Origin of the sequence: Methylobacterium sp. WL64, assembly GCF_008039945.1 — a bacterium.
Classification (GTDB): domain Bacteria; phylum Pseudomonadota; class Alphaproteobacteria; order Rhizobiales; family Beijerinckiaceae; genus Methylobacterium.
Window position 1 is genome coordinate 44,580 of the sequence record NZ_VRVA01000007.1, and the last position, 20,200, is coordinate 64,779.

At 69.4% G+C, this 20,200-nt stretch carries 34 protein-coding genes and 1 pseudogene; 16 read left to right on the forward strand and 19 right to left on the reverse strand.

The genetic code is table 11. The features are described from left to right. The first annotated feature begins 191 nt into the window (after nucleotides 1–191). The 6 genes from FV242_RS05735 to FV242_RS05760 are packed head-to-tail and all read left to right on the forward strand — an operon-like array spanning nucleotide 192 to nucleotide 4,195. The gene (locus FV242_RS05735) at nucleotides 192–1,769 is read left to right on the forward strand and encodes an AAA family ATPase (RefSeq protein WP_147938240.1); all 1,578 of its coding nucleotides are present in this window, start codon (nucleotides 192–194) and stop codon (nucleotides 1,767–1,769) included. A 10-nt stretch (nucleotides 1,770–1,779) separates the two neighbouring features. Continuing rightward, a complete protein-coding gene (locus FV242_RS05740; protein WP_147938241.1) occupies nucleotides 1,780–2,019 on the forward strand; it encodes a hypothetical protein in 240 nt (79 codons plus the stop codon). Continuing rightward, on the forward strand, nucleotides 2,004–2,693 hold the full coding sequence (locus FV242_RS05745; protein ID WP_147938242.1) for a hypothetical protein: 690 nt from the start codon (nucleotides 2,004–2,006) through the stop codon (nucleotides 2,691–2,693). The genes FV242_RS05740 and FV242_RS05745 overlap by 16 nt, the downstream gene beginning before the upstream one ends. Next, a complete protein-coding gene (locus FV242_RS05750; protein ID WP_147938243.1) occupies nucleotides 2,686–3,015 on the forward strand; it encodes a hypothetical protein in 330 nt (109 codons plus the stop codon). Before FV242_RS05745 ends, FV242_RS05750 begins: the two co-directional genes overlap by 8 nt. A 2-nt stretch (nucleotides 3,016–3,017) precedes the next feature. After that, a complete protein-coding gene (locus tag FV242_RS05755; protein ID WP_147938244.1) occupies nucleotides 3,018–3,851 on the forward strand; it encodes a metallophosphoesterase in 834 nt (277 codons plus the stop codon). Nucleotides 3,852–3,853: 2 nt separating this feature from the next. Next, nucleotides 3,854–4,195 (forward strand): hypothetical protein, encoded by a 342-nt coding sequence (locus FV242_RS05760; protein ID WP_246692612.1) that lies wholly within the window; start codon nucleotides 3,854–3,856, stop codon nucleotides 4,193–4,195. Here FV242_RS05760 and FV242_RS05765 read toward each other — a convergent pair. The 3 genes from FV242_RS05765 to FV242_RS05775 form a co-directional block, all read right to left on the reverse strand. After that, entirely contained in the window at nucleotides 4,192–4,650 is a 459-nt protein-coding gene (locus FV242_RS05765; RefSeq protein WP_187278338.1) for a hypothetical protein, read from the reverse strand. The genes FV242_RS05760 and FV242_RS05765 overlap by 4 nt on opposite strands. A gap of 61 nt (nucleotides 4,651–4,711) precedes the next feature. Beyond that, the gene (locus FV242_RS05770; protein WP_147938245.1) at nucleotides 4,712–5,683 is read right to left on the reverse strand and encodes a BRO family protein; all 972 of its coding nucleotides are present in this window, start codon (nucleotides 5,681–5,683) and stop codon (nucleotides 4,712–4,714) included. A gap of 2 nt (nucleotides 5,684–5,685) precedes the next feature. Then, complete coding sequence (locus tag FV242_RS05775; RefSeq protein ID WP_147938246.1) at nucleotides 5,686–6,351, reverse strand: hypothetical protein; 666 nt, start codon at nucleotides 6,349–6,351, stop codon at nucleotides 5,686–5,688. 145 nt (nucleotides 6,352–6,496) lie between these two features. On the opposite strand from FV242_RS05775, the gene FV242_RS05780 reads away from it, so the two are divergent. Further along, entirely contained in the window at nucleotides 6,497–6,736 is a 240-nt protein-coding gene (locus FV242_RS05780; protein WP_187278339.1) for a helix-turn-helix transcriptional regulator, read from the forward strand. On the opposite strand, the gene FV242_RS05785 is transcribed toward FV242_RS05780, so the two are convergent. The 12 genes from FV242_RS05785 to FV242_RS05830 all read right to left on the reverse strand — a co-directional run bounded on the left by FV242_RS05785 (nucleotide 6,733) and on the right by FV242_RS05830 (nucleotide 10,540). Then, nucleotides 6,733–6,924: a hypothetical protein gene (locus FV242_RS05785; RefSeq protein ID WP_147938248.1), complete on the reverse strand. Its 192-nt coding sequence runs from the start codon at nucleotides 6,922–6,924 to the stop codon at nucleotides 6,733–6,735. The two genes, FV242_RS05780 and FV242_RS05785, sit on opposite strands and share 4 nt — an antisense overlap. Next, nucleotides 6,921–7,073 (reverse strand): hypothetical protein, encoded by a 153-nt coding sequence (locus tag FV242_RS34370; RefSeq protein WP_187278340.1) that lies wholly within the window; start codon nucleotides 7,071–7,073, stop codon nucleotides 6,921–6,923. Before FV242_RS34370 ends, FV242_RS05785 begins: the two co-directional genes overlap by 4 nt. Then, complete coding sequence (locus tag FV242_RS34375; protein WP_187278341.1) at nucleotides 7,070–7,243, reverse strand: hypothetical protein; 174 nt, start codon at nucleotides 7,241–7,243, stop codon at nucleotides 7,070–7,072. The genes FV242_RS34370 and FV242_RS34375 overlap by 4 nt, the downstream gene beginning before the upstream one ends. A 67-nt stretch (nucleotides 7,244–7,310) precedes the next feature. Continuing rightward, complete coding sequence (locus FV242_RS05790) at nucleotides 7,311–7,496, reverse strand: hypothetical protein (protein WP_147938249.1); 186 nt, start codon at nucleotides 7,494–7,496, stop codon at nucleotides 7,311–7,313. Continuing rightward, the gene (locus FV242_RS05795) at nucleotides 7,493–7,723 is read right to left on the reverse strand and encodes a hypothetical protein (protein WP_147938250.1); all 231 of its coding nucleotides are present in this window, start codon (nucleotides 7,721–7,723) and stop codon (nucleotides 7,493–7,495) included. Before FV242_RS05795 ends, FV242_RS05790 begins: the two co-directional genes overlap by 4 nt. Then, nucleotides 7,720–8,100: a hypothetical protein gene (locus FV242_RS05800; RefSeq protein ID WP_147938251.1), complete on the reverse strand. Its 381-nt coding sequence runs from the start codon at nucleotides 8,098–8,100 to the stop codon at nucleotides 7,720–7,722. Before FV242_RS05800 ends, FV242_RS05795 begins: the two co-directional genes overlap by 4 nt. A gap of 3 nt (nucleotides 8,101–8,103) precedes the next feature. Next, nucleotides 8,104–8,652 (reverse strand): lysozyme, encoded by a 549-nt coding sequence (locus tag FV242_RS05805; RefSeq protein WP_147938252.1) that lies wholly within the window; start codon nucleotides 8,650–8,652, stop codon nucleotides 8,104–8,106. Then, complete coding sequence (locus FV242_RS05810) at nucleotides 8,652–8,891, reverse strand: hypothetical protein (protein WP_147938253.1); 240 nt, start codon at nucleotides 8,889–8,891, stop codon at nucleotides 8,652–8,654. Before FV242_RS05810 ends, FV242_RS05805 begins: the two co-directional genes overlap by 1 nt. Beyond that, complete coding sequence (locus FV242_RS05815; protein WP_147938254.1) at nucleotides 8,888–9,211, reverse strand: hypothetical protein; 324 nt, start codon at nucleotides 9,209–9,211, stop codon at nucleotides 8,888–8,890. Before FV242_RS05815 ends, FV242_RS05810 begins: the two co-directional genes overlap by 4 nt. After that, the gene (locus FV242_RS05820) at nucleotides 9,208–9,660 is read right to left on the reverse strand and encodes a hypothetical protein (RefSeq protein ID WP_147938255.1); all 453 of its coding nucleotides are present in this window, start codon (nucleotides 9,658–9,660) and stop codon (nucleotides 9,208–9,210) included. Before FV242_RS05820 ends, FV242_RS05815 begins: the two co-directional genes overlap by 4 nt. Continuing rightward, the gene (locus FV242_RS05825) at nucleotides 9,657–9,857 is read right to left on the reverse strand and encodes a hypothetical protein (RefSeq protein WP_147938256.1); all 201 of its coding nucleotides are present in this window, start codon (nucleotides 9,855–9,857) and stop codon (nucleotides 9,657–9,659) included. Before FV242_RS05825 ends, FV242_RS05820 begins: the two co-directional genes overlap by 4 nt. A gap of 311 nt (nucleotides 9,858–10,168) precedes the next feature. Further along, nucleotides 10,169–10,540 carry a hypothetical protein gene (locus tag FV242_RS05830; RefSeq protein WP_147938257.1) on the reverse strand — a complete coding sequence of 124 codons (372 nt, stop codon included), beginning with the start codon at nucleotides 10,538–10,540 and terminating at the stop codon, nucleotides 10,169–10,171. A gap of 435 nt (nucleotides 10,541–10,975) precedes the next feature. On the opposite strand from FV242_RS05830, the gene FV242_RS05835 reads away from it, so the two are divergent. From FV242_RS05835 to FV242_RS05845, 4 genes and pseudogenes are all read left to right on the forward strand, one after another. Continuing rightward, nucleotides 10,976–12,856 (forward strand): hypothetical protein, encoded by a 1,881-nt coding sequence (locus FV242_RS05835; RefSeq protein ID WP_147938258.1) that lies wholly within the window; start codon nucleotides 10,976–10,978, stop codon nucleotides 12,854–12,856. A gap of 143 nt (nucleotides 12,857–12,999) precedes the next feature. Continuing rightward, the gene (locus FV242_RS36035; RefSeq protein WP_281407043.1) at nucleotides 13,000–13,125 is read left to right on the forward strand and encodes a hypothetical protein; all 126 of its coding nucleotides are present in this window, start codon (nucleotides 13,000–13,002) and stop codon (nucleotides 13,123–13,125) included. A 61-nt stretch (nucleotides 13,126–13,186) separates the two neighbouring features. Beyond that, a pseudogene (locus FV242_RS05840) lies at nucleotides 13,187–13,486 on the forward strand (transposase); the annotation flags it as partial. A gap of 75 nt (nucleotides 13,487–13,561) precedes the next feature. Continuing rightward, nucleotides 13,562–13,849: a DUF3800 domain-containing protein gene (locus tag FV242_RS05845; RefSeq protein WP_147938259.1), complete on the forward strand. Its 288-nt coding sequence runs from the start codon at nucleotides 13,562–13,564 to the stop codon at nucleotides 13,847–13,849. Nucleotides 13,850–13,898: 49 nt separating this feature from the next. Here the strand turns inward: FV242_RS05845 and FV242_RS05850 are convergent, their stop codons facing one another. The 3 genes from FV242_RS05850 to FV242_RS05860 form a co-directional block, all read right to left on the reverse strand. Beyond that, a complete protein-coding gene (locus FV242_RS05850) occupies nucleotides 13,899–15,674 on the reverse strand; it encodes an ABC-three component system protein (RefSeq protein WP_147938260.1) in 1,776 nt (591 codons plus the stop codon). After that, nucleotides 15,671–15,835: an ABC-three component system middle component 6 gene (locus FV242_RS35340; protein ID WP_246692613.1), complete on the reverse strand. Its 165-nt coding sequence runs from the start codon at nucleotides 15,833–15,835 to the stop codon at nucleotides 15,671–15,673. The genes FV242_RS05850 and FV242_RS35340 overlap by 4 nt, the downstream gene beginning before the upstream one ends. Nucleotides 15,836–15,921: 86 nt before the next feature. Beyond that, nucleotides 15,922–16,887, reverse strand: coding sequence for an ABC-three component system protein (locus tag FV242_RS05860; protein ID WP_306440289.1), 966 nt, complete (start codon nucleotides 16,885–16,887; stop codon nucleotides 15,922–15,924). On the opposite strand from FV242_RS05860, the gene FV242_RS34380 reads away from it, so the two are divergent. Next, nucleotides 16,886–17,038: a hypothetical protein gene (locus FV242_RS34380; protein ID WP_187278342.1), complete on the forward strand. Its 153-nt coding sequence runs from the start codon at nucleotides 16,886–16,888 to the stop codon at nucleotides 17,036–17,038. The genes FV242_RS05860 and FV242_RS34380 overlap by 2 nt on opposite strands. Nucleotides 17,039–17,044: 6 nt before the next feature. On the opposite strand, the gene FV242_RS05865 is transcribed toward FV242_RS34380, so the two are convergent. Further along, nucleotides 17,045–17,266, reverse strand: a complete 222-nt coding sequence (locus FV242_RS05865) for a hypothetical protein (protein WP_147938262.1) — start codon at nucleotides 17,264–17,266, stop codon at nucleotides 17,045–17,047. 226 nt (nucleotides 17,267–17,492) lie between these two features. On the opposite strand from FV242_RS05865, the gene FV242_RS05870 reads away from it, so the two are divergent. The 4 genes from FV242_RS05870 (at nucleotide 17,493) to FV242_RS05885 (ending at nucleotide 20,133) form a co-directional block, all read left to right on the forward strand. Next, a complete protein-coding gene (locus tag FV242_RS05870) occupies nucleotides 17,493–18,176 on the forward strand; it encodes a DNA-binding protein (protein WP_147938263.1) in 684 nt (227 codons plus the stop codon). Between the two features lie 352 nt (nucleotides 18,177–18,528). Then, nucleotides 18,529–18,861: a hypothetical protein gene (locus tag FV242_RS05875; protein WP_147938264.1), complete on the forward strand. Its 333-nt coding sequence runs from the start codon at nucleotides 18,529–18,531 to the stop codon at nucleotides 18,859–18,861. Then, nucleotides 18,851–19,453 carry a type II TA system antitoxin MqsA family protein gene (locus FV242_RS05880; protein ID WP_147938265.1) on the forward strand — a complete coding sequence of 201 codons (603 nt, stop codon included), beginning with the start codon at nucleotides 18,851–18,853 and terminating at the stop codon, nucleotides 19,451–19,453. Before FV242_RS05875 ends, FV242_RS05880 begins: the two co-directional genes overlap by 11 nt. Next, a complete protein-coding gene (locus FV242_RS05885; RefSeq protein ID WP_147938266.1) occupies nucleotides 19,450–20,133 on the forward strand; it encodes a hypothetical protein in 684 nt (227 codons plus the stop codon). The genes FV242_RS05880 and FV242_RS05885 overlap by 4 nt, the downstream gene beginning before the upstream one ends. Nucleotides 20,134–20,200: the final 67 nt, after the last annotated feature.

The window sequence follows — 20,200 nt, forward strand, 5'->3', positions numbered from 1 at the left end:
CGGCCAGGGATTGCGTAACCAAGCTTGGATCGCCCCAGTAGACGGCGGGTCCCGTCCAGGCTTTTATGCGGACTCGTCCCCGGAGATCTCCGCCGTGACCATCGCTCGCCTGTTGAAACGGATTGCCCGCACCGCCTGAGCCCTGCTCGGCGCCCGCCTGCGCGTCCCCGTTTCTAGAGTGAGCCCCCCCGATGTCCGACGACCTCCAGCGCCGCGCCCGGCGCCTCGCCCGCATTGCCACGTACAAGGAGAGCGAGGAGCGCCACCGGGCGGCGATCACGCTCCCGCCGGGAGAAATCCCCACGCTTGAGCAGCTGCTGAGCGGGGCAGCCCTGGCAGGGGGCAGCGTGGCAACCGACGCGACGCGATGGGCCGGGCAGCTGCTCGGATCCCCGGAGGGCGGCCGTCTCGCCGATGACGTGCGGGCAGCCCTCGATCGACTGCTCTCGGACGTGTCGCCCAATGCGTGCGAGGACGCCGAGATCCACGCGCTCGGGGCGATCCGGCGGTTCGAGCCCGACATCACGATCGAGGACCTCTACGGGGACATTGCCGATCGCTGCGCGGTGTACGGCGCCCTGCTCGGCTGCCAGGACGCCGCCGGCCGGGCCGTCGCGATCGCGCACGATGCAATCGGCTCGTACCTCCACGTCGCCAATGGCGATCCAGTGCCCCTGCGCGAGGTCATGGTGTCGCTTCTGGCGTTCGCCGGCCTGTGCCGGCGGGACATGCCGTCATACCAGGCCGACCCGGGGCTGGCCGCCTCGTGGACTGTCGTGCGCGGCAACGCCCGGGTGCTGCTGGCAACGATCGCATCCGTCGCGGCGGCGCCGGAGGAACTGCCGGTGGGGACCGGTCGGGCCGTGCCGGCGGGGCGGGTCGACGAGCCAGCGGACGTCGCGGCGCTGGCCGGCGCGGTCGCGCCCGGCCTTGTCGTGATCCCGGCGCCGCCGGGTGGCAAGAAGATCCCCGGGCAGGCCGGCACGCTGGTCGGCCGCCGGCTGCCGCTGCGCCCCCTCCCGGATCTGGAGGCCCTAGGCCGGGAACTGACCGCGCGGCGGCCATGGGCGGCCCCTGCGATCGCAAGGATCGTCGGACTTCTCCTTGGGCGGTCCCATGCGAGCCTGCCGAACATTGTCCTCGTCGGCCCCCCGGGCACCGGCAAGTCCGAGCTCGCGCGGGATCTCGCGGTCGGGCTCGGCGTGCCGTCGATCGTCTATCCATGTGCAGGCGCGCATGATGGCAGCGTAGGCGGCACGAGTAAGCAATGGGCATCGGCCCGTCCTGCGCTGTGGACGCAGATCGTCATCGAGAACGAGTGCGCGAACGGGCTCCTGATCCTTGATGAACTCGACAAGGCTGCAGGCCCAGGCGGTCACAATGGATCCGTCCTTTCGGCGCTCCTGGGCATCGCGGAGCCCAGCCAGCGGAAGGGGTTCTTCGACGTCGGGCTTGAGGTCAAGGTCGACCTGACGGGCATCAGCCTGGTTGCGACGGCCAACTCCACGGAACCACTTCGTGGCCCGCTTCTCGACCGTTTCGTGACGATCGAGGTCGGGGCCCCGCGCCGACAGGACCTTCCGGTGATCGTCCAGTCCGTCCTCGAAGGGATGCGGGCCGAGCATACCGATCCGCGCTGGATCCAGGACCTCGACGGCACGGAATACGAGGTCCTCCGCCGCGCGTTTCGAGGCGGCTCGCTCCGACCCGTCAAGCGGGCGATCGAGCACATCGTCGGCCTGCGCTCCCACACCCGCTTCGCCAACTGAGGAGGTCGCCATGTCTGTGAATGCCCTCCGTTCCCTGCGGGACGGCGTTGAGGCTGCGGTCCTCGACCAGCGCGTCGAGCCGTCCCTCGCCACCGGCGTCTACGCCTACGTCTCCGCCCTGCTGCGGCTCGCCGAAGACGGCGACCGGGACCCCGAGCTCGCCGTCGGCGAGGGGCGCGCAGCGGTCGGGTTCCTGCGCGCCGTCCCCCGCCTGCCCGCCGCCCGCGCCCGCACATGGAGCCCGTCGTGACTATCCGCAGCCGCCGCGCGCACCGCGAGCTCCACGGTTACCTGGAGCGCCTCTACGGGCCCCAGGGATCCCTTTCGATCCGGGAGGTTCCGCGCGAGGGCGCGATCCGAGTGACGCTGACGGTCTCGGGCACGACCGCCGTCAGACCGGATCCGGACGACGGCCTGACGTATTCGGACAGCTCGGTCGACCGGCACGCCCCCAGCTACGTGGCGCTCGTCGAGCAGCTCGCGACCCGCCTCGTCGCGATCCGATCGGAGCGCTACAGCCCGGGGGCTGGGCTTGAGCCGATGGATCAGAGCGACGCCGAGTACGACCTGCACTCGGACTTTCCCAGGCTGTTCCCGATCGCGAGCCTAGAGATCGGCGTGCCATGGCTGGAGCTTGTCCGCGCCGTTGCGGAAGTCATGCGCAGAGAGGATCTGCTGGACGGCGTGGTCTCATCCCAGATCAAGCAAAAGTTCGCGAGCCTAAGATGGTATTTCGACAGCAAGCCCAGGGATTTTCGGGATCAGATTAACGTCATCATCAGCGCTGCGGAGCATCTTTCCACTGTCGTCTGCGAGACATGCGGCGCCCCGGGGCGGCACCGCTCCGGGGGCTGGCACGTGATCGCATGCGATCCCTGCGACGAGGCGCGAGGCCGCAAGCGCACGAAGCGCGTCGGTGGCTGACATCTACTGGCACCGGGGCCGCCGGCTCTGGAGCGTGCGCGAGGGCGGCCGGGTCGTCGCGCACGTCGAGGCGATCGCGCTGGCCGACGTGGTCTTCCGGGCCTCGGAGGCGAGCCGGCTCCGGTGCCTGCGGACCGGCGCCCGGGACGTCCATGCGTGGGCGGCGGGCACCGTCACCGAGGTGCCCCGGCCGGCGGGTGCGGTCCGGCTCCGGTACCGGCTGGCCGAGCCGGGTTTCAGGGCGGAAGAGGCGGTCGTCGTCGCCGCGGCGGCAGCCTGGTTTGAGGCAGATGGAACAGCGTGGGTCGAGGGCGGGAGGTAACGATGACGAGCGTGTGGATCCTGTCCGACATCCATCATGACGCGGCGCCTTGGGTGCCGCCGCCGGGCCCGCGCGTCGACGTGGCGATCGTCGCCGGCGACGTCGCCGACGGCCTCTGCAGGCGTTCGATCCCCTGGGTGGCGGAGCACATCGCCCCCCGGGCGCGCCAGGTGATCTACGTCCCCGGGAATCATGATCTCTACGGGTGCCGCTACCCCGACGAGATCGCCCTGGCCCGGGACGCTGCAGCCGAGGCCGGGATCACGCTGCTCGACGCCGGCCAAGTCACGCATGTCGATCGGCTGCGCATCGTCGGTGCGAGCCTCTGGACCGATTACCGCGTGGGCGAGCCACGCTGGTCGAGGGCGTGGGCAATGGCCGAGAGCGGCGACCGCTCCCGCGGGATGCGCGATCACCGCCGGATCCAGACCCGGGACCGGGCTGGATCCCCGGCGCCGTTCCGGACGCTGGCCGCGCTGGAACTCCATGTCGAGCACAGGGCCCGGATCGAGCGCGTCCTCGCCGAGCCGCACGACGGGCCGACGATCGTCGTCACGCATCATGCCCCGCACCCGCGGTCCCTCCCATGGGAAGGACCGGTCGAGCCGACCTGTGCGGCCTACGCGTCAGACCTCTCCGCCCTCATGGAAGGCCCCGGCGCACCGGCGCTCTGGCTCCACGGGCACGTCCACGTGAGCAGGGACTACGTCGTCGGCGGCACGCGGGTGATCAGCAATCCCCGCGGGCACGACACCTCGCACCGCCGCCGGGACGGCACCGAGGTCGATGGTCGCGAGAACCCGCTGTTCGATCCGAACGTGATCCTGGAGCTATGACCATGCGTGCCCTCATCCTCGCCGCGGCGCTGGCCGTCCTCGCCGCGCCGGCCGGCGCCGATGACTACACGTGGCTGCTGCCCGAGCCGGCCCTGTTCTGCCCGATCGGCGCGAACGTCATGCCGATCCGCATCCTTGCGGACCGCGGCATCGTCATCGATGGCCTCGCCTGCGAGGGCGTGCGCCTGGAGGGCGGCCGCGTCTGGGCGAAGTCGTGCGTCGGGAACGGCTCGGCCGCGGTCGATTACGACACCGACCTGGTCGTCTCGCCGTCTGGCGCCCTGACACACGATGGCGTGCGATTCCTGCGCCGGGGCGGGCCGGCCCCGTGCCCGGCGGGCTAGCCCTGCGCGGCGCGGGACGCGGCGATCGTCGCCTCGAAGCGCGCCCTGATCTCGTCGGAATCCCGCTTCGGCTTGGCCGGCTCGTCGAGGCGATCGCCGACCAGGCGCGTGATGGCCGCCGCCCTCTTCCGGGCGATCCGGCGCAGATGCGCCAAGTCCCCCGGGGCGACCTGCGCCTGCCCGGATTTCCACCTGCGGACGGTCCGGCCGTCCCCGTGCCCAAGGTCGCGCGCGACGTCGGTCGTCCACCGATCGCCGTAGAGGAGCTCGGCGATCGCTGAGAATTCCTGCAGGGGCGACAGCGACGGCGGCCCCCCGTTGCCGCCGGTGTCGGCCAGTGCGATCGCGAGGGGCGCGCCCTCGGCCTCGGCGCGGCCCTTGGCGATGCGGCGATCCCGCTCGGCGGCACGCCTGGCGGCGACGTCGGCGGGCCGGTCATTGGCACTGAAAGTCATCTCGGTATCATTTCCGTACGCTGGAAATCGGGGGGCGGGATCGACCCGCCCCCGGGACGGATCAGGCCCGGCGACGGCGGCGGAAATCGAGGCGGCCCTGCGCCAGTTGTGCGTCGATGACGCCCTGCCCCTTGGGCGTGATCACGAGCTGGCGCGTCTCGATGTCGACGCCGTTGGCCTCGGCCGCGCCCATCTCGTGCTCGACGAAGCCCCGCCGGCGCCCCTCGCTCGACGCCATCCAGCGGCCCTTCTTCCCGCCGAGCTCCCTCGACTGCCTGCGGGTGATCCAGCCCCAGCTGTCGAGGAGCTCGAACACGCGCTTCGCCTGGACCTTGCTGTCGGCAGCGTAGACGCTGACGGTCTTGGATTCCCGCGCGCGGGTGATCCGGTCGTAGACGAGGGCCTTGGGCTGAAGCGCCTCGACCCGCTCGCGGTTCTGAGCGAGCTCGGCCGCCGTTGCCTCGGCTCGGTGCGTGACGATCGTCAGCGCCCGCGACGTCTGGAGGAAGTCCTGGTTGGCCATCGCGGCCTCCTCCTCGGCCGCCTCGCGGGCGATGCGCTCGGCCTTGGCCTTGGCCCTAAGGGCGTCGACCTCGTCGAGCTTGCTGACGAGCATGCGCCTCAGCACCTGGTTGTCGTCCACGTCGAAGGATCCCCGGAGCCGGATCTCGGGCAGCACCTCCGCGGTCACGAACCGGCGGAAGCGGTGCGGCAGAGTGCCGACCGTGGTCGCCCCCCGGCAGCGCAGGACGAGCGTGTAGAGGCCGCTCTCGCTGATGACGGTGACTTCCTGCGGGCCACCCGGGGTGTCGGTTAAAGCGACCCCCTTCTCGTCCTCGTCGAGCTTCAGGACCGCATCGCGCGCGTTGGCGATCTGCAGGGCCTGGCAGACCTGCTTCGCCACGAACCAGGGCGCCCCGTTGATGACGATGACGCGGAGCGCGTGGAGGCCGAAGCGGAAATCGAGCGCCGCAGCGGAGGTGTCGGTCGGGATGGGGGAGCCGACGAGGACGGCGGGAACAGAAGCGTTCATGATCAGGCGGCCTCCGGGCCGGTGGAGTTGTGGGTGGCGATGGGGGCGACGACGCAGACGAAGATCAGCTCGGGGGGCAGGACGACGCCGGCCTGGACGTGCGTGCCGACGATCACCGCGCGCTCGACGCCGAGCGCGCCGGCGACGTACCGGGCCGCGTCGGCGACGGCGGAATGCCCGACGCCGCCCGGGGCGTAGAGCCAGGGCAGGACCTCCCCGTCTGACAGCTGGATCCAGCCGTCGAGGTCATGGGACCGGTGAAGGAACGTCACGGCCGCGGCCGGCCGGGCCCCGGGGACGAACAGGTGCGGCGCGCGCCGGAACTGGTCGCAGCGGTCGCGCATGAGGGTCGCATCGACTGCCTCCTGCTCGATCTCGCAGAGCAGGTCCCGGGCCTCGTCGCGCGGCATGGCGCGGTAGGCCCGCTCCATCGCCACGGAATGGATCTCCGGGAAATGCGTCGGCGGCCGCTGCCTGAGGGCCTCGTGCGTCTCGACGGGAGCGTCCTCGGCGAGCAGGAGACAGCCCTCCAGCCAGGCGGCCTCGCCGAAAACGCTGGCGGCGTGGATGGCGATGGCCTGGACCTGCGGGAGGCTCTGCAGCCCCAGGAGGTCGAGGGGGCGCGCCAAGAGGGTGTTCATGGTATGGGTGTCGACAGCTTCCGGCATCGTGTCCTCGATGACAGGGAGTTAGCCCTCGTTCCGACGTTCCAGCGTCGGACGGGGCGCCACCCGGCGGGCGGTTAACGCATTCTACACGATTCGTTTTCAGTGCAACCTTGATCCTTGAGGATTCGCGCGGCATCATCCTCTGATGATCACGCCCGCACAGTTCCGCGCCGCCCGGGCGCTCCTCGGCCTCTCCCAGGAGGAGGTCGCTGCTCAGGCCCACGTCTCGAAGCGGACGGTGGTGTCCCTTGAGAGAGGGCGGCCGACGCTGAACGCGACCGAGAACGCGGTGATGATGGCCCTGATCGAGGCGGGCGTGCTGTTCACGCCGGCGATGACGGGCGAAGGGCCGGGCGTGCGGTTCGCCAGGGATCCAGAGGCCTAAGCCCGGCGCGAATCGGTGGGGATCCGGGCCGGCTGAAAAGTCAGCCCGCTCACGACCCGGGCGAACGCCCTCGACCAGGCCTGCGCGTCGTAGGACGGGATGACCGCCGCATCCGTGCCGTCCCGCAGCAGGGCGGCCGTCACCGCAAGGTAGACGCCGTCGGGCGTGATGTCGGCCGGCACGGTCACGAGCCAACCCGCAGCGCGGCGAGCGCCTGTTCGAGAGCGGCTTCCCACGACCCGGGGAGCGGCCTGTCCGCGGGCAGGCCGAGGAACCGGCGCCGCCCTTCGACGAGGGCGGCCGCGGCGGCAAGGACGGCCTGCAGCTCGGGCGTCACCGCCAGAGCGCCCAGACCAGCCAGGCGATCAGCGAGCCGATCGCCGCCCCGGCGAGGCGCAGGATCGGGCCGAGGTCGAAGGTCCCGTGCGATGGCGTCAGGACCGCCCATGCGAACAGCGCGAGGGTGATCAGAAGCGGGATCCACCAGGCGGCGAGGGTCACGGTCACGGGTAGGGTCTCCGGCGGGGCGGGTCGACGAGGCAGAGCGCCAGCGCGGCGCCGACGAGGAACAGGGTCACCGGTGCCGCCTGCGTAGGGGCGCCACCGCGGCGATCGCGGCGGCAACCTCGGCCGGCGCCGGCGCGTCCGCGACCGGCTCGCCGAGCAGGGCCCGGTGGACAGCATCCGGGACCGGGACGCCGATCGGCGCGACCGGCGGGGCGTAGCAGGCGAGCGCGACGAGGGCGGCGGCCGGTGTCACGGGGCGGGCTCGACGATCGAGCGGACGGCGCCGAGCTTGTCGCGGCAGTCGGCGTGCGCGTCGCGCAGGTCGACGACGTAGCCGGCGACGTCGCGCTGCATCCCGCCCTTCCGCCACGTGGGGGCGTCGGAGCAGGTGAGCAAGCTGGCGGGGACGGTCGGCTGGCCGGCGGTCTCGCACCCGGCAAGGCAGGCGGCCAGCGCGGCCGCGGCGAGGAGGCGGATCATCGGCCGCCCTCCAGGACGTCGCGCAGCACCGGGGCGACGGGGGCGTCGTCGGAGGCGGGCGCCATCAGGATGCGGTCGCGGGTCGCCCGGGTCGAGGCCGATCGGGCCGCCGCCTTTGCGGCGACGCCCTCGACCGCCTTCGTGCCCTTCGCCGCCGTCGCGGCCGCGGCCTTGGCCTCGTCCCGCTCGCGGCGGGCGGTCCCGAGGTCGGCCTGCAGCGCCGAGACGTAGGCGGCCCCGGCGAGGATCACGGCCACGCACGCCAGCGGGATCGCCAGGCGAGGCAGGTAGACCGCCGCCGCGGCGGCAGCCGCGACGGCGACCAGCGCGCCGATCCCGAGGGGCGTCCAGACCAGTGCGAGGAGCAGGTCGAGCACGGCTCAGATCCCCTTGAGGCAGAGGGCCTGCTCGCGTTTCCGCCGGGCGACGAGGCCGTCCCGCTTGACGCCGTCCGACTTGTTGAAGGCGAGGAGCGCATTGCAGGCACCGCGGCGGTCACCAGCGTTCCAGCGCTTGACCACGGTCGACTTGCAGAAGGCCCCTTCGCCGATGTTGTAGACGAGGTCGAGGAAGGCGACGTAGGGCTCGTCACCGATCGGCGCGGTGATGCAGCGCTCGATGGACTTGTCGGCAAACTCGCCCAAGGCCTTCACGAGCATGGCGTCGCATTCGGCCTTCGTGAACCGCATGCCGAGCTTGATCCCGCGGGTCTCGCCGTAGCAGGCCGTCGGCAGGTTCCGGGCGAGCTTGTCGGGGTAGGCGGCGAGGCGCAGGCCCTCGTTCGGGCCCGTGGTGTTCACCGCCATGGCGGCGACGCCGGTGACCGTGCCGGCCGCGGTGACCGCCGCGATGATCCGGTTGCGGGCCCTGCCAGCAGGCTTGGGGGCGATGGCCGGGGACGCCGACCTCTTGATCGAGAACCACGGCATCAGGACTGGTCTTCGGTGAGGGCGGTGTTGGCGAGGAAGGGCAGGACGAGCGCGGCCAGCGAGACGACGGTCGTGGCCACCGCGAAGGGGATCGGGGCGAAGGGAGGATCGCTCGCAAGGCAGGCCATCCCGGTCTGCAGCGCGGAGAAGACGAAGCCCGCGCCGGACAGCCAGACGACCCGGCTGTGCTTCGCGACGCGCTTCGGATTCTCGACGAGGCGAGGCTTGCGCAGCTTCACGGCCGGTTCCTCCGGTTGCGGTGATGAGAGGGAGCGGGCCCGCCGCCGCACACGGGCAGGTTGGCGAGCGCGTCGGCATGGTCGTTGAGCGCCCGCGTCAGGTCCGTGGCGGTCCGGACGAGCGTGAATCCGAGGTCGCGGTCGGCGGGATCGAGGGCGAGCCGGGGCAGGCCCGGAATGGCCTCGGCCGGGCGGCGGGCTTCCCGGATCCGGGCGACGACGTAGGTGCCCACAGCGAGGAAGGCCCCGCCCATGAGGGTGCCGATCGTCTTCAGGTACTCGGCGGGCAGGTTGACGAACGAGGAGAGCCAGTCGGTCACGCCGAAGCCCTCGCGTTGATGCGGGCGCGCTGGTCGTTGCGGCCCTGGTCCCAGATCGCCCGGAAGGCGCAGTAGGCGTCGACGGCCGCCAACACTCCGTAGGCGCCGCAGCCCGTGTTCACGCCGGGGTAGCCGTCGTGCCAGAGCAGCGTCGTGATCCAGCCCCAGAGCAGGGCGCCGGCGGCGGCGGTTGCGAACCTAAGCAGCGGGGAGTGACGCTTCGAGCCGTTCACCCAAAGCCCGACCATGCGGACGATGGAGACGCCGAGCAGCGCGGCGCCCCAGGTGCCCTCGGGGGCGATCGCGGCGAAGGGGCCGAAGGTCGGACGCGAGAACGTGGAGCCGGGGGCCAGCAGGGCGGCGGCGACGCCGAACAGGACCAGCGCGCCGACCCACTCGGCCTCGCGGCGCTGGTGCTGGCCCTGGAAGGGAAATCCGAGGCGGGTCATGCCAGGTCCTCCGCGTCGAGCTCGGCCTTCAGATCGGCGAGCAGCGAGGCGAAGCCCCGGTCCGTGGCCGGGCACTGCCGGACGGATCCGTCGGACAGGACGACCGACAGCGTCGGCTCGGCGGGCGGGTCGAGCGCCACGGCGGCGATGACGCCGTCGTCGTGGAGCCTGCGGAAATCGGCGGAGGCGCGGTACACGGGAGGCCTGCGGGCAGGGCCGCCACATGCGGCCGGGAACGCCTCAGGGTGCGGTCGGCCCCGTCACGCGTTCCAGGTCACGGGCCTTCCCAGTCATCCCCGGGCGCACGTGCACCCTTGTGCGCCCGCTGTGCGCCCTGTGTGCGCCCTGTGTGCGCCCTCCGCCCTATTTTCGTCGGCCTAGTGCTGCGGCCCGCCAATCAAGCTCAAGTACATGCATGTATTAGCTTTTCGGAAATGTCCGAGAATGCCGCTCCGCAAGAAGCGCGTTACTCTATCCCAGGCGTGCTGTTACCGGCTTCGGAAACGCGTTATCTACCCGATTGCCGGCGTCGCTCCCCGCGCTTGGACAGCACGGTGACGACGCGGCCATCCTTGAGCACGAGACCGACCCCGTCCCGGCATATGCCGACGGCGCCATGGCGCTTGGCCACCCCGCCGTAGAATGCGAGCCACTCGCGAACTTGCCCGATCGGCACGCCCGCTGCGGCCATGGCGTCGACCGCCTCATGGTCCTCCAGCCCCTGGAAGACCTCCTCGAACCCAAGGATGCGATCCCCGTAGCGCCTGATCGCGTGCTGGGTGACGTGGGCCCGCACCCCGGCGGAGTGGTCGTGTTCGACCTCGGGCGGGGGCGCGGACGGGTTCGGGGCGGCTTGCGTGACGAGGGCGACGACGGGCACGGGGGCTCTCCGGATGGGGTCAGAGAGAGCCTCCGGCAGGCTGGAGGATTCGGGCAGGGGGCGGCCGCCAGGTCGTTCCCATGCCGGTCGGGAACCCTTGCCGATTCGCTCGGAAACCCGCCCGGTACGGAGTGGATCCGGGTCGCGGCGGGGCGGCCGGTGCCGGGCTCACCTCGGCGGGAGGGCATGCGCACTCTGCCGCAGGGCGATCGGTTTTTCGCTTTCCAGCGACGCGAGTAGGCTATGCATGTCGGCGGGAGTGCTGCCCCTACGACGTCCGATCCATCTGCTGACTGTTGCCCCCCCTTGCGCCCTTCCGCCTCCCCCAATCTGGCTCTTCAGCGCGTGTCGCTCGCGCTGTTCCATCCGCGTGGGTCGCGCGGGAAGCTCTGCACGGCTCGCGCCGCCAGGGACGGTCACGGCTGGGACGAAGGATTGGTTGCCCCGTCCTCGAAGGCGATCTCGCACCAGCTCGCCAACGCAGAGGTCGAGTACCAGTCGGTGCTGCGGTTCTCCGGTCGTCGCGCCAATGCGAACGTGGTCGGCATCAGCGCGGCCGCCCTCGATTTCGACTACTACAAGGCCGGGTTGCCGCACCGCGACGCCTCGGCCGAGGACGTCGCGGGCATGCTCATTGAGGCCTACGAGGCCGCGGGCATCCCCATCCAGTCGTTGGTCCAGGACAGCGGCCGGGGCTGCTACGCCCCCTGGCTGTTCGACGTCCAGATGTCCGGCGATGCCCTGCCGCGCTGGCGGATGGCGATGAAGGGCCTGCGCGGCCCCAAGCTCGACGACGACGGCAACATCGTTCGGCGTCGCCCGCGGCGCGACCGCAAGGGCAACCTGATCGAGGTCAAGGTCGAGCCCGCGGTCGAGGAGTTCGAGACCCGGATGCTGCCCGTCTGGCGGCTGCAAAAGGCCCTTGGCGTGGATCGGGGCGCCATCGATCCGGCGCGGGTTCTGCGCGTAATGGGCGCGGTGCATCCGGTGAGCGGTCGCATGTCCCGGCTGGCATGGCCGTCGGCGATCCAGGACATCGAGCGCGTGTCCTTCGACGCGTGGTGCGACGCCCTGATGCCGTACACGCGCGCGCAGGTGCAGACGATGCGCGCCGAGCGTGCTGCCTGGAAAACCGAGAACCCCGACCACGTCCCGGCCGTCCGGCGCCCCCGCCGCTTTTACGGCGGCAAGTGGGTGATGATCGGAGCCGACCTCGACCGGCTTCTGGAGCATCGCGGCGCCGAGTGGTTCGCGGTCAACAAGTGCAGAGACTGGTGGGTGCTGTTCCGCGCCATCGCGATCGCGATGACGGAGGGCGGCACCGCGGAGGAGTGGGCGGAGCGCCTGGCTCCCCGGATCGGCCTGCCGGTCGCCGAGGTCGCCACATCCCTCAGCGGCGTCGAGCGGGGCCTGCGCGCCCACGAGGCCGGCGAGACATCACCCTGGAAGGGCGTCGAGCGGAGCGCGTTCTACGACTACGCCTACGAGACGATCGTCGACCGGCTCGACATCGGCATCGAGGAGGCCGGCGACGCCGATCTGCGCGTGCTCGTGCCCGGTGGGGCCGCCCCCATGTCCGACGCGGAGCGCCAACGCCTCAGCCGGGCCGCCCGGGGCGTCTACAAGGATTCCCGCCCGGCCCAAGTCGACGAGCGCCTCGCGGTCGGCCTGCTCGGCCTCTCCATGCGTGAGGACGGCCACACGATCGCGCAGGTCGCATACGTCACCGGGCGGGGCCGCACGTCCGTGATCGAGGCGATGCGCGAGGCTCAGGCCCATCTCTCCCAGGCTTCCTCGGTCCCGTCCGCACCCGCGGCGGAGGTTCAGCAGACCGTCCGCGAACCGTCACGCCCTATAGTGGTCCTTGACCCGATCGAGGCCCCCGCTGCCGTCTCGCAGCCTGCCTCCGAGGCACCCGCGGTCCCTGCCGGTCAGGTCCGGGTCACGGCGGCGACGCCCTTCCACGCCACGATCGAGACCGCGACGGCGACCTGGTGGTGGTCGTGGGTCGACGAGGGGCGTCGGGGCCGGGGGTTCGTGGACCTTTGCGACCTCCGCTCCGGAACCCCATCGGACGGTGACTGGGCACTCGTCGAGGCGGCCCGCCAGGATCTCACCAGGACCGGTTCGGATGCCCTTACGCGGTCCCGCCGTCGCCCTGGCCGTCCCGTCGCGGAGACCGCTCCGGTGGCCCGCAGGACGATCGCCCGCGCCGTTCCGCTCCCGCCTCTCGACCTGCAGCGGGAGGTCGAGCTGTACCGTGAAGCCTCTGGTGGCGGCGGTCTTCGTCATCGCCGCGCCCTTGTGGCTGCCTAGGCCCTGCGCTAGGATCCGGACGCCTATCAGCAGGTGGATGCAGCACATCCGGTGACGCCCGTCCCGTTCGCGGGGCGGGCGTTGTCATGTCGGGGCCTGCGTGACCTGGGGGGCGTGACGCCGGTCGCGATACGGTCCTGCACGTGGCCGGCCTTCCCCTCGACGTCGTGAACGACATCTGCGACCAGCTTGGCGCCTGGCAGCGGGCCTTCCTGTCCGAGACGACCCTCGACCGCTACCGGCGTGCCTGCGCGTGGACGATGTCCTAGGTGGCCAAGGGCGCCTGCCACGAGGTCACGGAGGCGATCGACGACGCCTTCGAGAGGTCGGAGCAAAACCGCTTACATCACGCCAGGCTCACCCTGGGAGAATGGGTACGTCGAGAGCTTCAACGCGCGTCTGCGCAACGAACTCCTGAATGGTGAGATCTTCTACACACTCAAGGAGGCGCAGATCGTGATCGAAAGCTGGAGGCGTCACTACAACACTGTGCGCCCACATGCCTCGCTGGGATGCCGGCCCCCGGCACCGGAGGTGTTCGTGCCAGCGTTCTCCGCTTGGCCGGCTGCGCTCGCCCGACCAGCTCCGCCGGCCAAGCTACCCGTGGCAGAACGGCCTACCGCGCACTAACTCTACCCTTGGACCACCGCCTGGGGGCCGATCATCACCACTGGAAACAAGACCTTAAGCTTGCCGATCCCAGTGGTGTCCACGGTCGGCGCACGCAGTCATGAAAGCGCGTCCCTCCAACTTTGCGACCTGGTCGCGGGATTGGCGAGCCGCGCCTCCGCACCGGAGCAGCCCCCCGAGTTCCGGGAGTTCCTCGGTGCCGTGATCGATGCCGGGTTCGGTGAGGTGACCGTCTTCCCGGTCGATGCCGGTACGGATTTCGTGTCGGAACCTCCGGAGCGAGCAACGGGGCCGGACATCGTCGACAGGATCGCACGGGCCGTGCGCGGACAGCGCAAAGGCCAAGGTCACGCTGGTTCCTGATCATGCCGGGACAAGAGCCGTCGCTGGCACCTCGATAACCCCCGCTGCGCTAGCCCTGGTCGAACCGGATCCCGAACAGGCCGCCGTCCTCGCCATCGGACAGTCGCGGCAACAGGATGTCGTCGTTGTCCTGCTCGTTGATGCCAACGAGGGGCAGGGTCTCGGAGTTCATCGTAACGATGTACTGGCCGCCGAGGTCGCCGACGACGCGCTTCGCCAGCATGAGCGCCGAACGGACCTGCCGGGGGTCGACGCCGTCGTAGAGGTGGCTGTCGTGAACGAGGAAGCCCGGCCCGCCGAAGCGCTCCTGCGCGGCCTGATAGAGCATCAGGTCGAAACAGAAGATCTCCATGTGGTCGATGCCGCCACGGTTTCCGTCACCTTGAATGTTGATCCGGAAGTCCGGACCTTTCGGCGTCGCCTCGACGATGAGGTTGCCGCGGCGGTCGTCGTAGAGGTCGGAGATGGTGGCGTCGATCCTGCGCATGGCCGTGGTCAGGACGTCGACGCGCTCGCGATGATCGGCCTGCAGCCTTTCGTGGATCCGGAGACGCCTGATCTGGAACTCGTTCTTCTTGCCTTCGAGTTCGGAGGCGTTCCCCAGCTTCTCCCCGTACATCTCCGCCTGCATTTCCAGGACGGCGAGCTCGTCACTCATCCTGGTGAAGTCCTCCAGGGCACCCTTGTCCTTAAGGGACGACATGATCCGGGCCTGCGAGGCGTCCAGCACCTTCATCTCCGCATCGAGGTCGGCGATCCTAGCCTCGGCCTCCGCGACCTGCTCGGCGAGGTGGGCACGGCGGTTCGAGACCACCGAGAGTTGGAACGCCTTGACGGCGTCGAAGCGTTTCAGGACGACACCCGGCAGCTCGACCCCGGCCGCCTTGTAGATCCGGTCGAGCGCGGCGTACTCGGGCGGTCGCTCGTCCTCGGATACGCGGCTCAGGTGCTCAACCGTCATGCGGGCCTGGACGATCTCGTGCCCGATGGCCTTCATCCGGGTCCTGGCATCCGCCGCTTCCTGGGCGCGCTCGCGGAACTCCTCGACGACCTCGAATGCGCCGACCTGCCGCCTGACGCGTTCCGCCCGCACCTTGACCCGTTCGAGTTCCGGCCTGATCTCCGCCACGCTCCCGAACATCTTTCCGAAGGCACCGTCCTTGATCGCCTTCTTCAGGTCGCGGAGGCTGGCCTCGTTGACGCGCAGGGTCTCGATCTCCCTGGGGATGCGCCAATCGAGGCCGATCAGGTAGGACAGGTTGATCTGCCAATCGCTCGGCTGCTGCTTCTCGCTCTGTCGTTCCGGCGTGGCAAAGCCTCCACCACGGATCCGACGGGCGAAGTAGCTCACCATGGATCGGAAGCTCGGCGAGAAGGGCTCGTCGAACTCGGTGCCCTTGGGATCATGCGGGAGGCCGAACCAGAAGTGCCCGAGCAACTCGCGCCATCGCTTCACGGGTAGGTGGCAGAGGTTCGTCTTCCGATCCCTCGTGAGCTCGGCCCCGATGGCCCGGGCGCTCTCGTCGCCGATCTGGATCTGATTGGCGGTGTTCCCCTTGCGCGAGACGGTCACCTCGTGGTCGCCGAGGAGGAAGCGACCATAGAAGGCATAGTTCGAGAGCGCCGGCGACTGGAAGAGCGAGCCCTTGCCCGCGTCGGCGCCGGTCAGGAAGTGGATCGCCTCGATGGCGCTGGTCTTGCCGGCGCTGTTGCGGGTCTGCCCCTCGGTCGACGCCTCCGTCCGGTCGGCGACGAGGATGTTCAGCCCTCCGTGGAAGGTGAGCGGCTTGAATGTGTCGAGGTCGCTGTGGATGCCGAGGATCATGCGGCCACCCTTGCCGGCGCGATCAGGTCGCCCTCGACGAGTTCGACGGCGGATATCGCGTTCAGGAAACAGAGTGCGAGGATGAACCAGTCGAACGAGAGGGAAGCCGCGTTACCTCGGGCGGCTCGGTTCGCGCGGACCCGATCCCAGACGGCGGACACCGTTCACGGTCCGTCGAGCGTGGCGAGGATGTCGGCTCCGACGCCGATCAAGGCCCGATCTTGCCTCAGGTGCTTGGCTGGGAGGATCACGAGGACGCTCCGATGGGGATGCCGACGAGCTCGGCGGCGGGTCTGTCCCTGAAGATGGTGCACGCCTCGAACAGATAGGCCAACAGGCTCCAGGCGGCCACGTCCCGGTCATGGGTCGGGGTGCCGGGGCCGACGATGCCGTCGTACAGGCCGATCATCACCTCGGTGGGCGAGAGGTCCTGGTGTGCGAGATCGAGGTAGCGGCGACGAAATTCGTTGGCGAGCGTGATCCCGCAAAGTTCGATCGGGCCCTTCTCGACGTATTCCTCGACGATCGGGGTGTTGGGCTGTCCCATGTGGATCTTCCGGGCAACCGAACCGGTGATCTCGTTGAACCTGAGCTTGTCGAGGGGCACGGTCGCCGCTGCAATGCCTTCGGGAAGATAGTCGGAGTTCGCGTTCACGACGGCCTGGATGACGGCGGCGATCTCCGGCGGCTGAAGGTTCTCGAAATCCTTTTGCGTGGCAGGCCGTCCGATCAGCTTCAGGACGTCCGGCTCCTCCATCTGAAAGAGAACCTTCTTGAAGGACATCTTGCCGAAGAGGTGGATCCCATGGTGAGGAAATCTCGACTTCAGGTCCTCGATCTTGTGCAAGGGGTCCGCGCCGACGCCGTCGATGAAGTTGTGCACCATGTGCCAACGCGTCATTCTCTTCCAGTTCTTCGAGGCCCCCAGGTAATCGGCCTCCATTTTCTTGGTGAGCGTCTTGTTGGCCGATTTCTTGGCCTCGCCACCCCTCGCGGCGCCGTAGCACTGGAAAATCTCGGCGGTCTCATGGAGGAAACCATCGCACTTTCGGTCCCCGGCGCGACCCGAAGCCGCGACCCGCTCGAAATTTTCGCCGTGACGGGTCTCCATCATGGTCGCGAAGAAGTCCTCGAAGGCTTCCCCATGCGTCCGATAGAGCTTCAGTTCGAGCCAATCGTACCAGTCGTCCTGGCGTTCGGGAGGGATGGGCATGATGGCCAACGGTCGCTGGTTGGATGCGATTGGATTCGATGCGCAGGAAGGAAGCGTAGCCGTTCCCGACGAAATCTACAGCGGCGAATGGGTCTTCGCACGGATCACAAGTGCCCTGGAATGGGCTGCGACGGGCGTTCCGGCGGCTTGAACAGGCTTAAAGGGTCGGATCGAACCTCTTTCCCCTGACGTATCCGTGCGAGATCGCGCGGGCCTGGAGCGCCTCGCGGAGGCGGGCGCGGCGTCGTTCCGCGAGCCCGTCGCGAATGGCCTCGCGCAGGGCCAGTGACGGGTCGCCCTCGGCGTCGCGAAGGTAGGCGCGCTCGACCTCGGAGGCGTCGCCGTCCTCGTCGGGGATGTCTTCCTGCGTCGTGCCCATCGAACCCTCGCTTTGGAACGAAACATGAACACATGGTAAGCGTGGCGGGGTCAACTGGGTTCCGGGGGGCGGTGATCCTGGCTCCGGGAGGGCCTCGAAACGGCGCCGCGGTGCGACTCGTAGGGGGGCGGGAAGCGGGAAGCGCTCCCCGCCCCCCGCATCCTTTTTTTCCTGGTGGCTTAACGATGCCGAGGGCAGTTTTCGGTCCTGGGATCGGGGGATCGGGATGCCGACGAAGGATCAGGTCTGGGGCGCGGCGGACCGCGTGCTTGCGACGGGCGAGCGTGTTTCGCAGCGGAGCGTGATCGCGAGCCTTCGCCAGTGGGAACGCGGCGGCTCCACGCGCGAGGTCGGCCCGCACCTTTTCGCCTGGATAACGGCGCGGAACTACAAGCCGCGTCTGGAGGTGGCAGAGCTTCCGGAGAGGCTGCAGGGCGAGCTGGTCCGGGTCGTGAAGGCCGTCTGGGACGAGGCGATGATCGAGGCGGCGGCCCGTCTCGCCGACGAGACTGCCCTGGTCCGCGCGGAGAGGGAAGCGAACCACGCGCTACGGGACGAGGCCTGGCTGGAGGCCAGGACCTTCGAGGCCGAGAACGCGGCGTTGCGGGCGCGCAAGGCCGAGATGGAGGATGAGGTGGCCCAACTTCGCAAGGAGATGCGAAGGATGCGCGCGGCCGAGTTCTGGGATCGCGTGATGCGGGAGGTGGCGGAGATCCTCGCGCCAGCGGAAGCCCTGACGGCCCAGGAGATCGTGAGGCGGTTACCGCCGACGCTGGCGCAGGAAGCCATCGCCATCGACAAGCCGCTGACGCCGGGGCGCCTCAACAGGAAGATGGCGATCCGGATCGAGCACAGGCGCTATTTCGAGGAGGACCCGAAGACCAAGCTGTACCGTCGGCTGGCGACCTGATCGCATCGGCGCCCGTCGGAGGGGGAGGTGTGAGGGCATGGAGCCCCATCCGCACGCCGGAGGCCGCGATGCCGGACCGGTCAAGGGGGGCGCGCCCCCCGGAAGTGACCGCCATTCGGCCGGCGCCCCCAGGTGTCCGGGACAGGCAAAACCATCTTCGCGCCGGACGTGACTGACGTCATTTGATTTGATTGGGGCACGCGCTCCGGCGGAACCTTGGGCGACGCCGACCGTATTGCTTGGCTTGGTTAACCGGAGGTCCGTGCTTGACGCCGGCTCCGGCCAGGAATGCCGCACCCACGGTCATCCCCTTGATATCGAGGTAGCACAGTGCTACCTACCTGGAGGCGAAATGCCGGCCACCCACGATCTGATTCTGGTTCGGAAGCTGGCGGGCGACATAGCGGACTGCGAGTTCTTTCGGCCCGTACTGAGGGAATTGGGAGAGCGCGGCCTCGATGCCGAGGACCTGTTGGACCTCATTCGCGAAGAGCTCGACGACGCACACTTCAGGAAGTGCCGGCCGACGTTGAGGCACTATGAGGGTACGACGTCGGATTACTATTCCGTATGGGTCGAGGACTGTGGGTGCCACATGTTCCTGAAGTTCCTGATCCACGAAGGCCCGGGCGGAAGCCGCCTGGTGATCACCTCGTTCAAGAGAGACGATTCCTATGACGTTTGACGTGTGCTTGGCGTGTGGGGAGACCGCCGTGGAGGAGCGCGTGGCTTCCGTGACCGTCGAGCGCCTCAATCGCAAGGTGACGATCACGGATCGTCACATGTGCTGCACGGCGTGCGGCAACGTGAGCTACCGCGGCGACCAGATCACCGCGCACGAGCTTGCCGTCGCGAACGCGATCCGTGACGAGGACGGCCTCCTGACGGCGGCGGAGCTGAGCCTGGTCCGTTCGAAGTACGGCCTGCGTCAGACGGACATGGAGCAGATCCTGTCGACGGGTCCGAAGACGTGGACCCGTTGGGAGCGCGGGAAGGTCGTGCAGAGCAAGTCGACGGACAAGTTGATCCGCGCGATCTCCGAGGATCCCTATCTCGCGCGGGACATGATGCTCCAGGCCGGGGTCGTGAACCCGGAGGCCGAGGCCGTCTTCGCGCAGATCGAGAGGGATCACAGGATGATCGTGGAGGCGCGGTTCCGGGCCAGGCTCGGTTCCGGCGCCGACGTCGATAGCCTGGTCGAGATCGCCACCGAGGGTGCCTTCGAGGCGCTTCACGAGGTCCGGGTTCGCACACGCAAGGGGGAGATGGCGGCATGAGCGGGAAACCACCCAGGGACGAGGCCACCGGCCGGGTCATCCATCTTCCGAAGGATCCGCATCCTCCGGGGGAGCGGCGGCGGGACCTGCGCGAGGTCGAGCGGGACATCGTCTCGCACTTCCGCGAGCAGAACGAGATGCTCCTGGCCCATCGCGAGGAGCAACGCGAGCGCATCCGGGAGCAGGGGGAGAGCCTCAGGCAGCACGGCGAGATGGTGGAGCGTCTGACGCGGGGCGTCGAGCGCCTCGTCGAGGAGATGCACGGCGTCCGCACGGGCAGGAAGGAGGAGGCCTTCGCCAGGATCGGCGGCATGGACGCCTCGCCGGACCTTCCGACGGTCTCGTCGGATTCCGCGGTGCATTACATCCACACCGCGGGTTCGATAGGGATGGAGCTCGGTTTCCGCGCCTCCGAGATCGGCACGTTGCTGGGCGCCCGCGGGCTGGGTTGGGCCGGCGACGGCGATTACCAGGAGACGGGACGCAAGGTCGGTCCCGGCGCGACGAAGTTCTGGCACCTGAGCGTGCCGGAGCGCCTCCGCAGGATCCTGGACGAGAACAAGCCCGAGAGGTACGGCATCTCGGACAAGGCGATCCTGTCCATGTTCCGGAAGTGGCGGCATCGCAGGGCGGAGGAGGCCTTCCTGGCAGGCACCGCCTCGGGCGGGGTCGCCCACTGAGACATGCGGGGCGGGCAGGGAAGCCGAGGCGTTTCCCTGCCCGCCCCGTCGCGTTCGAGGTCTCCGA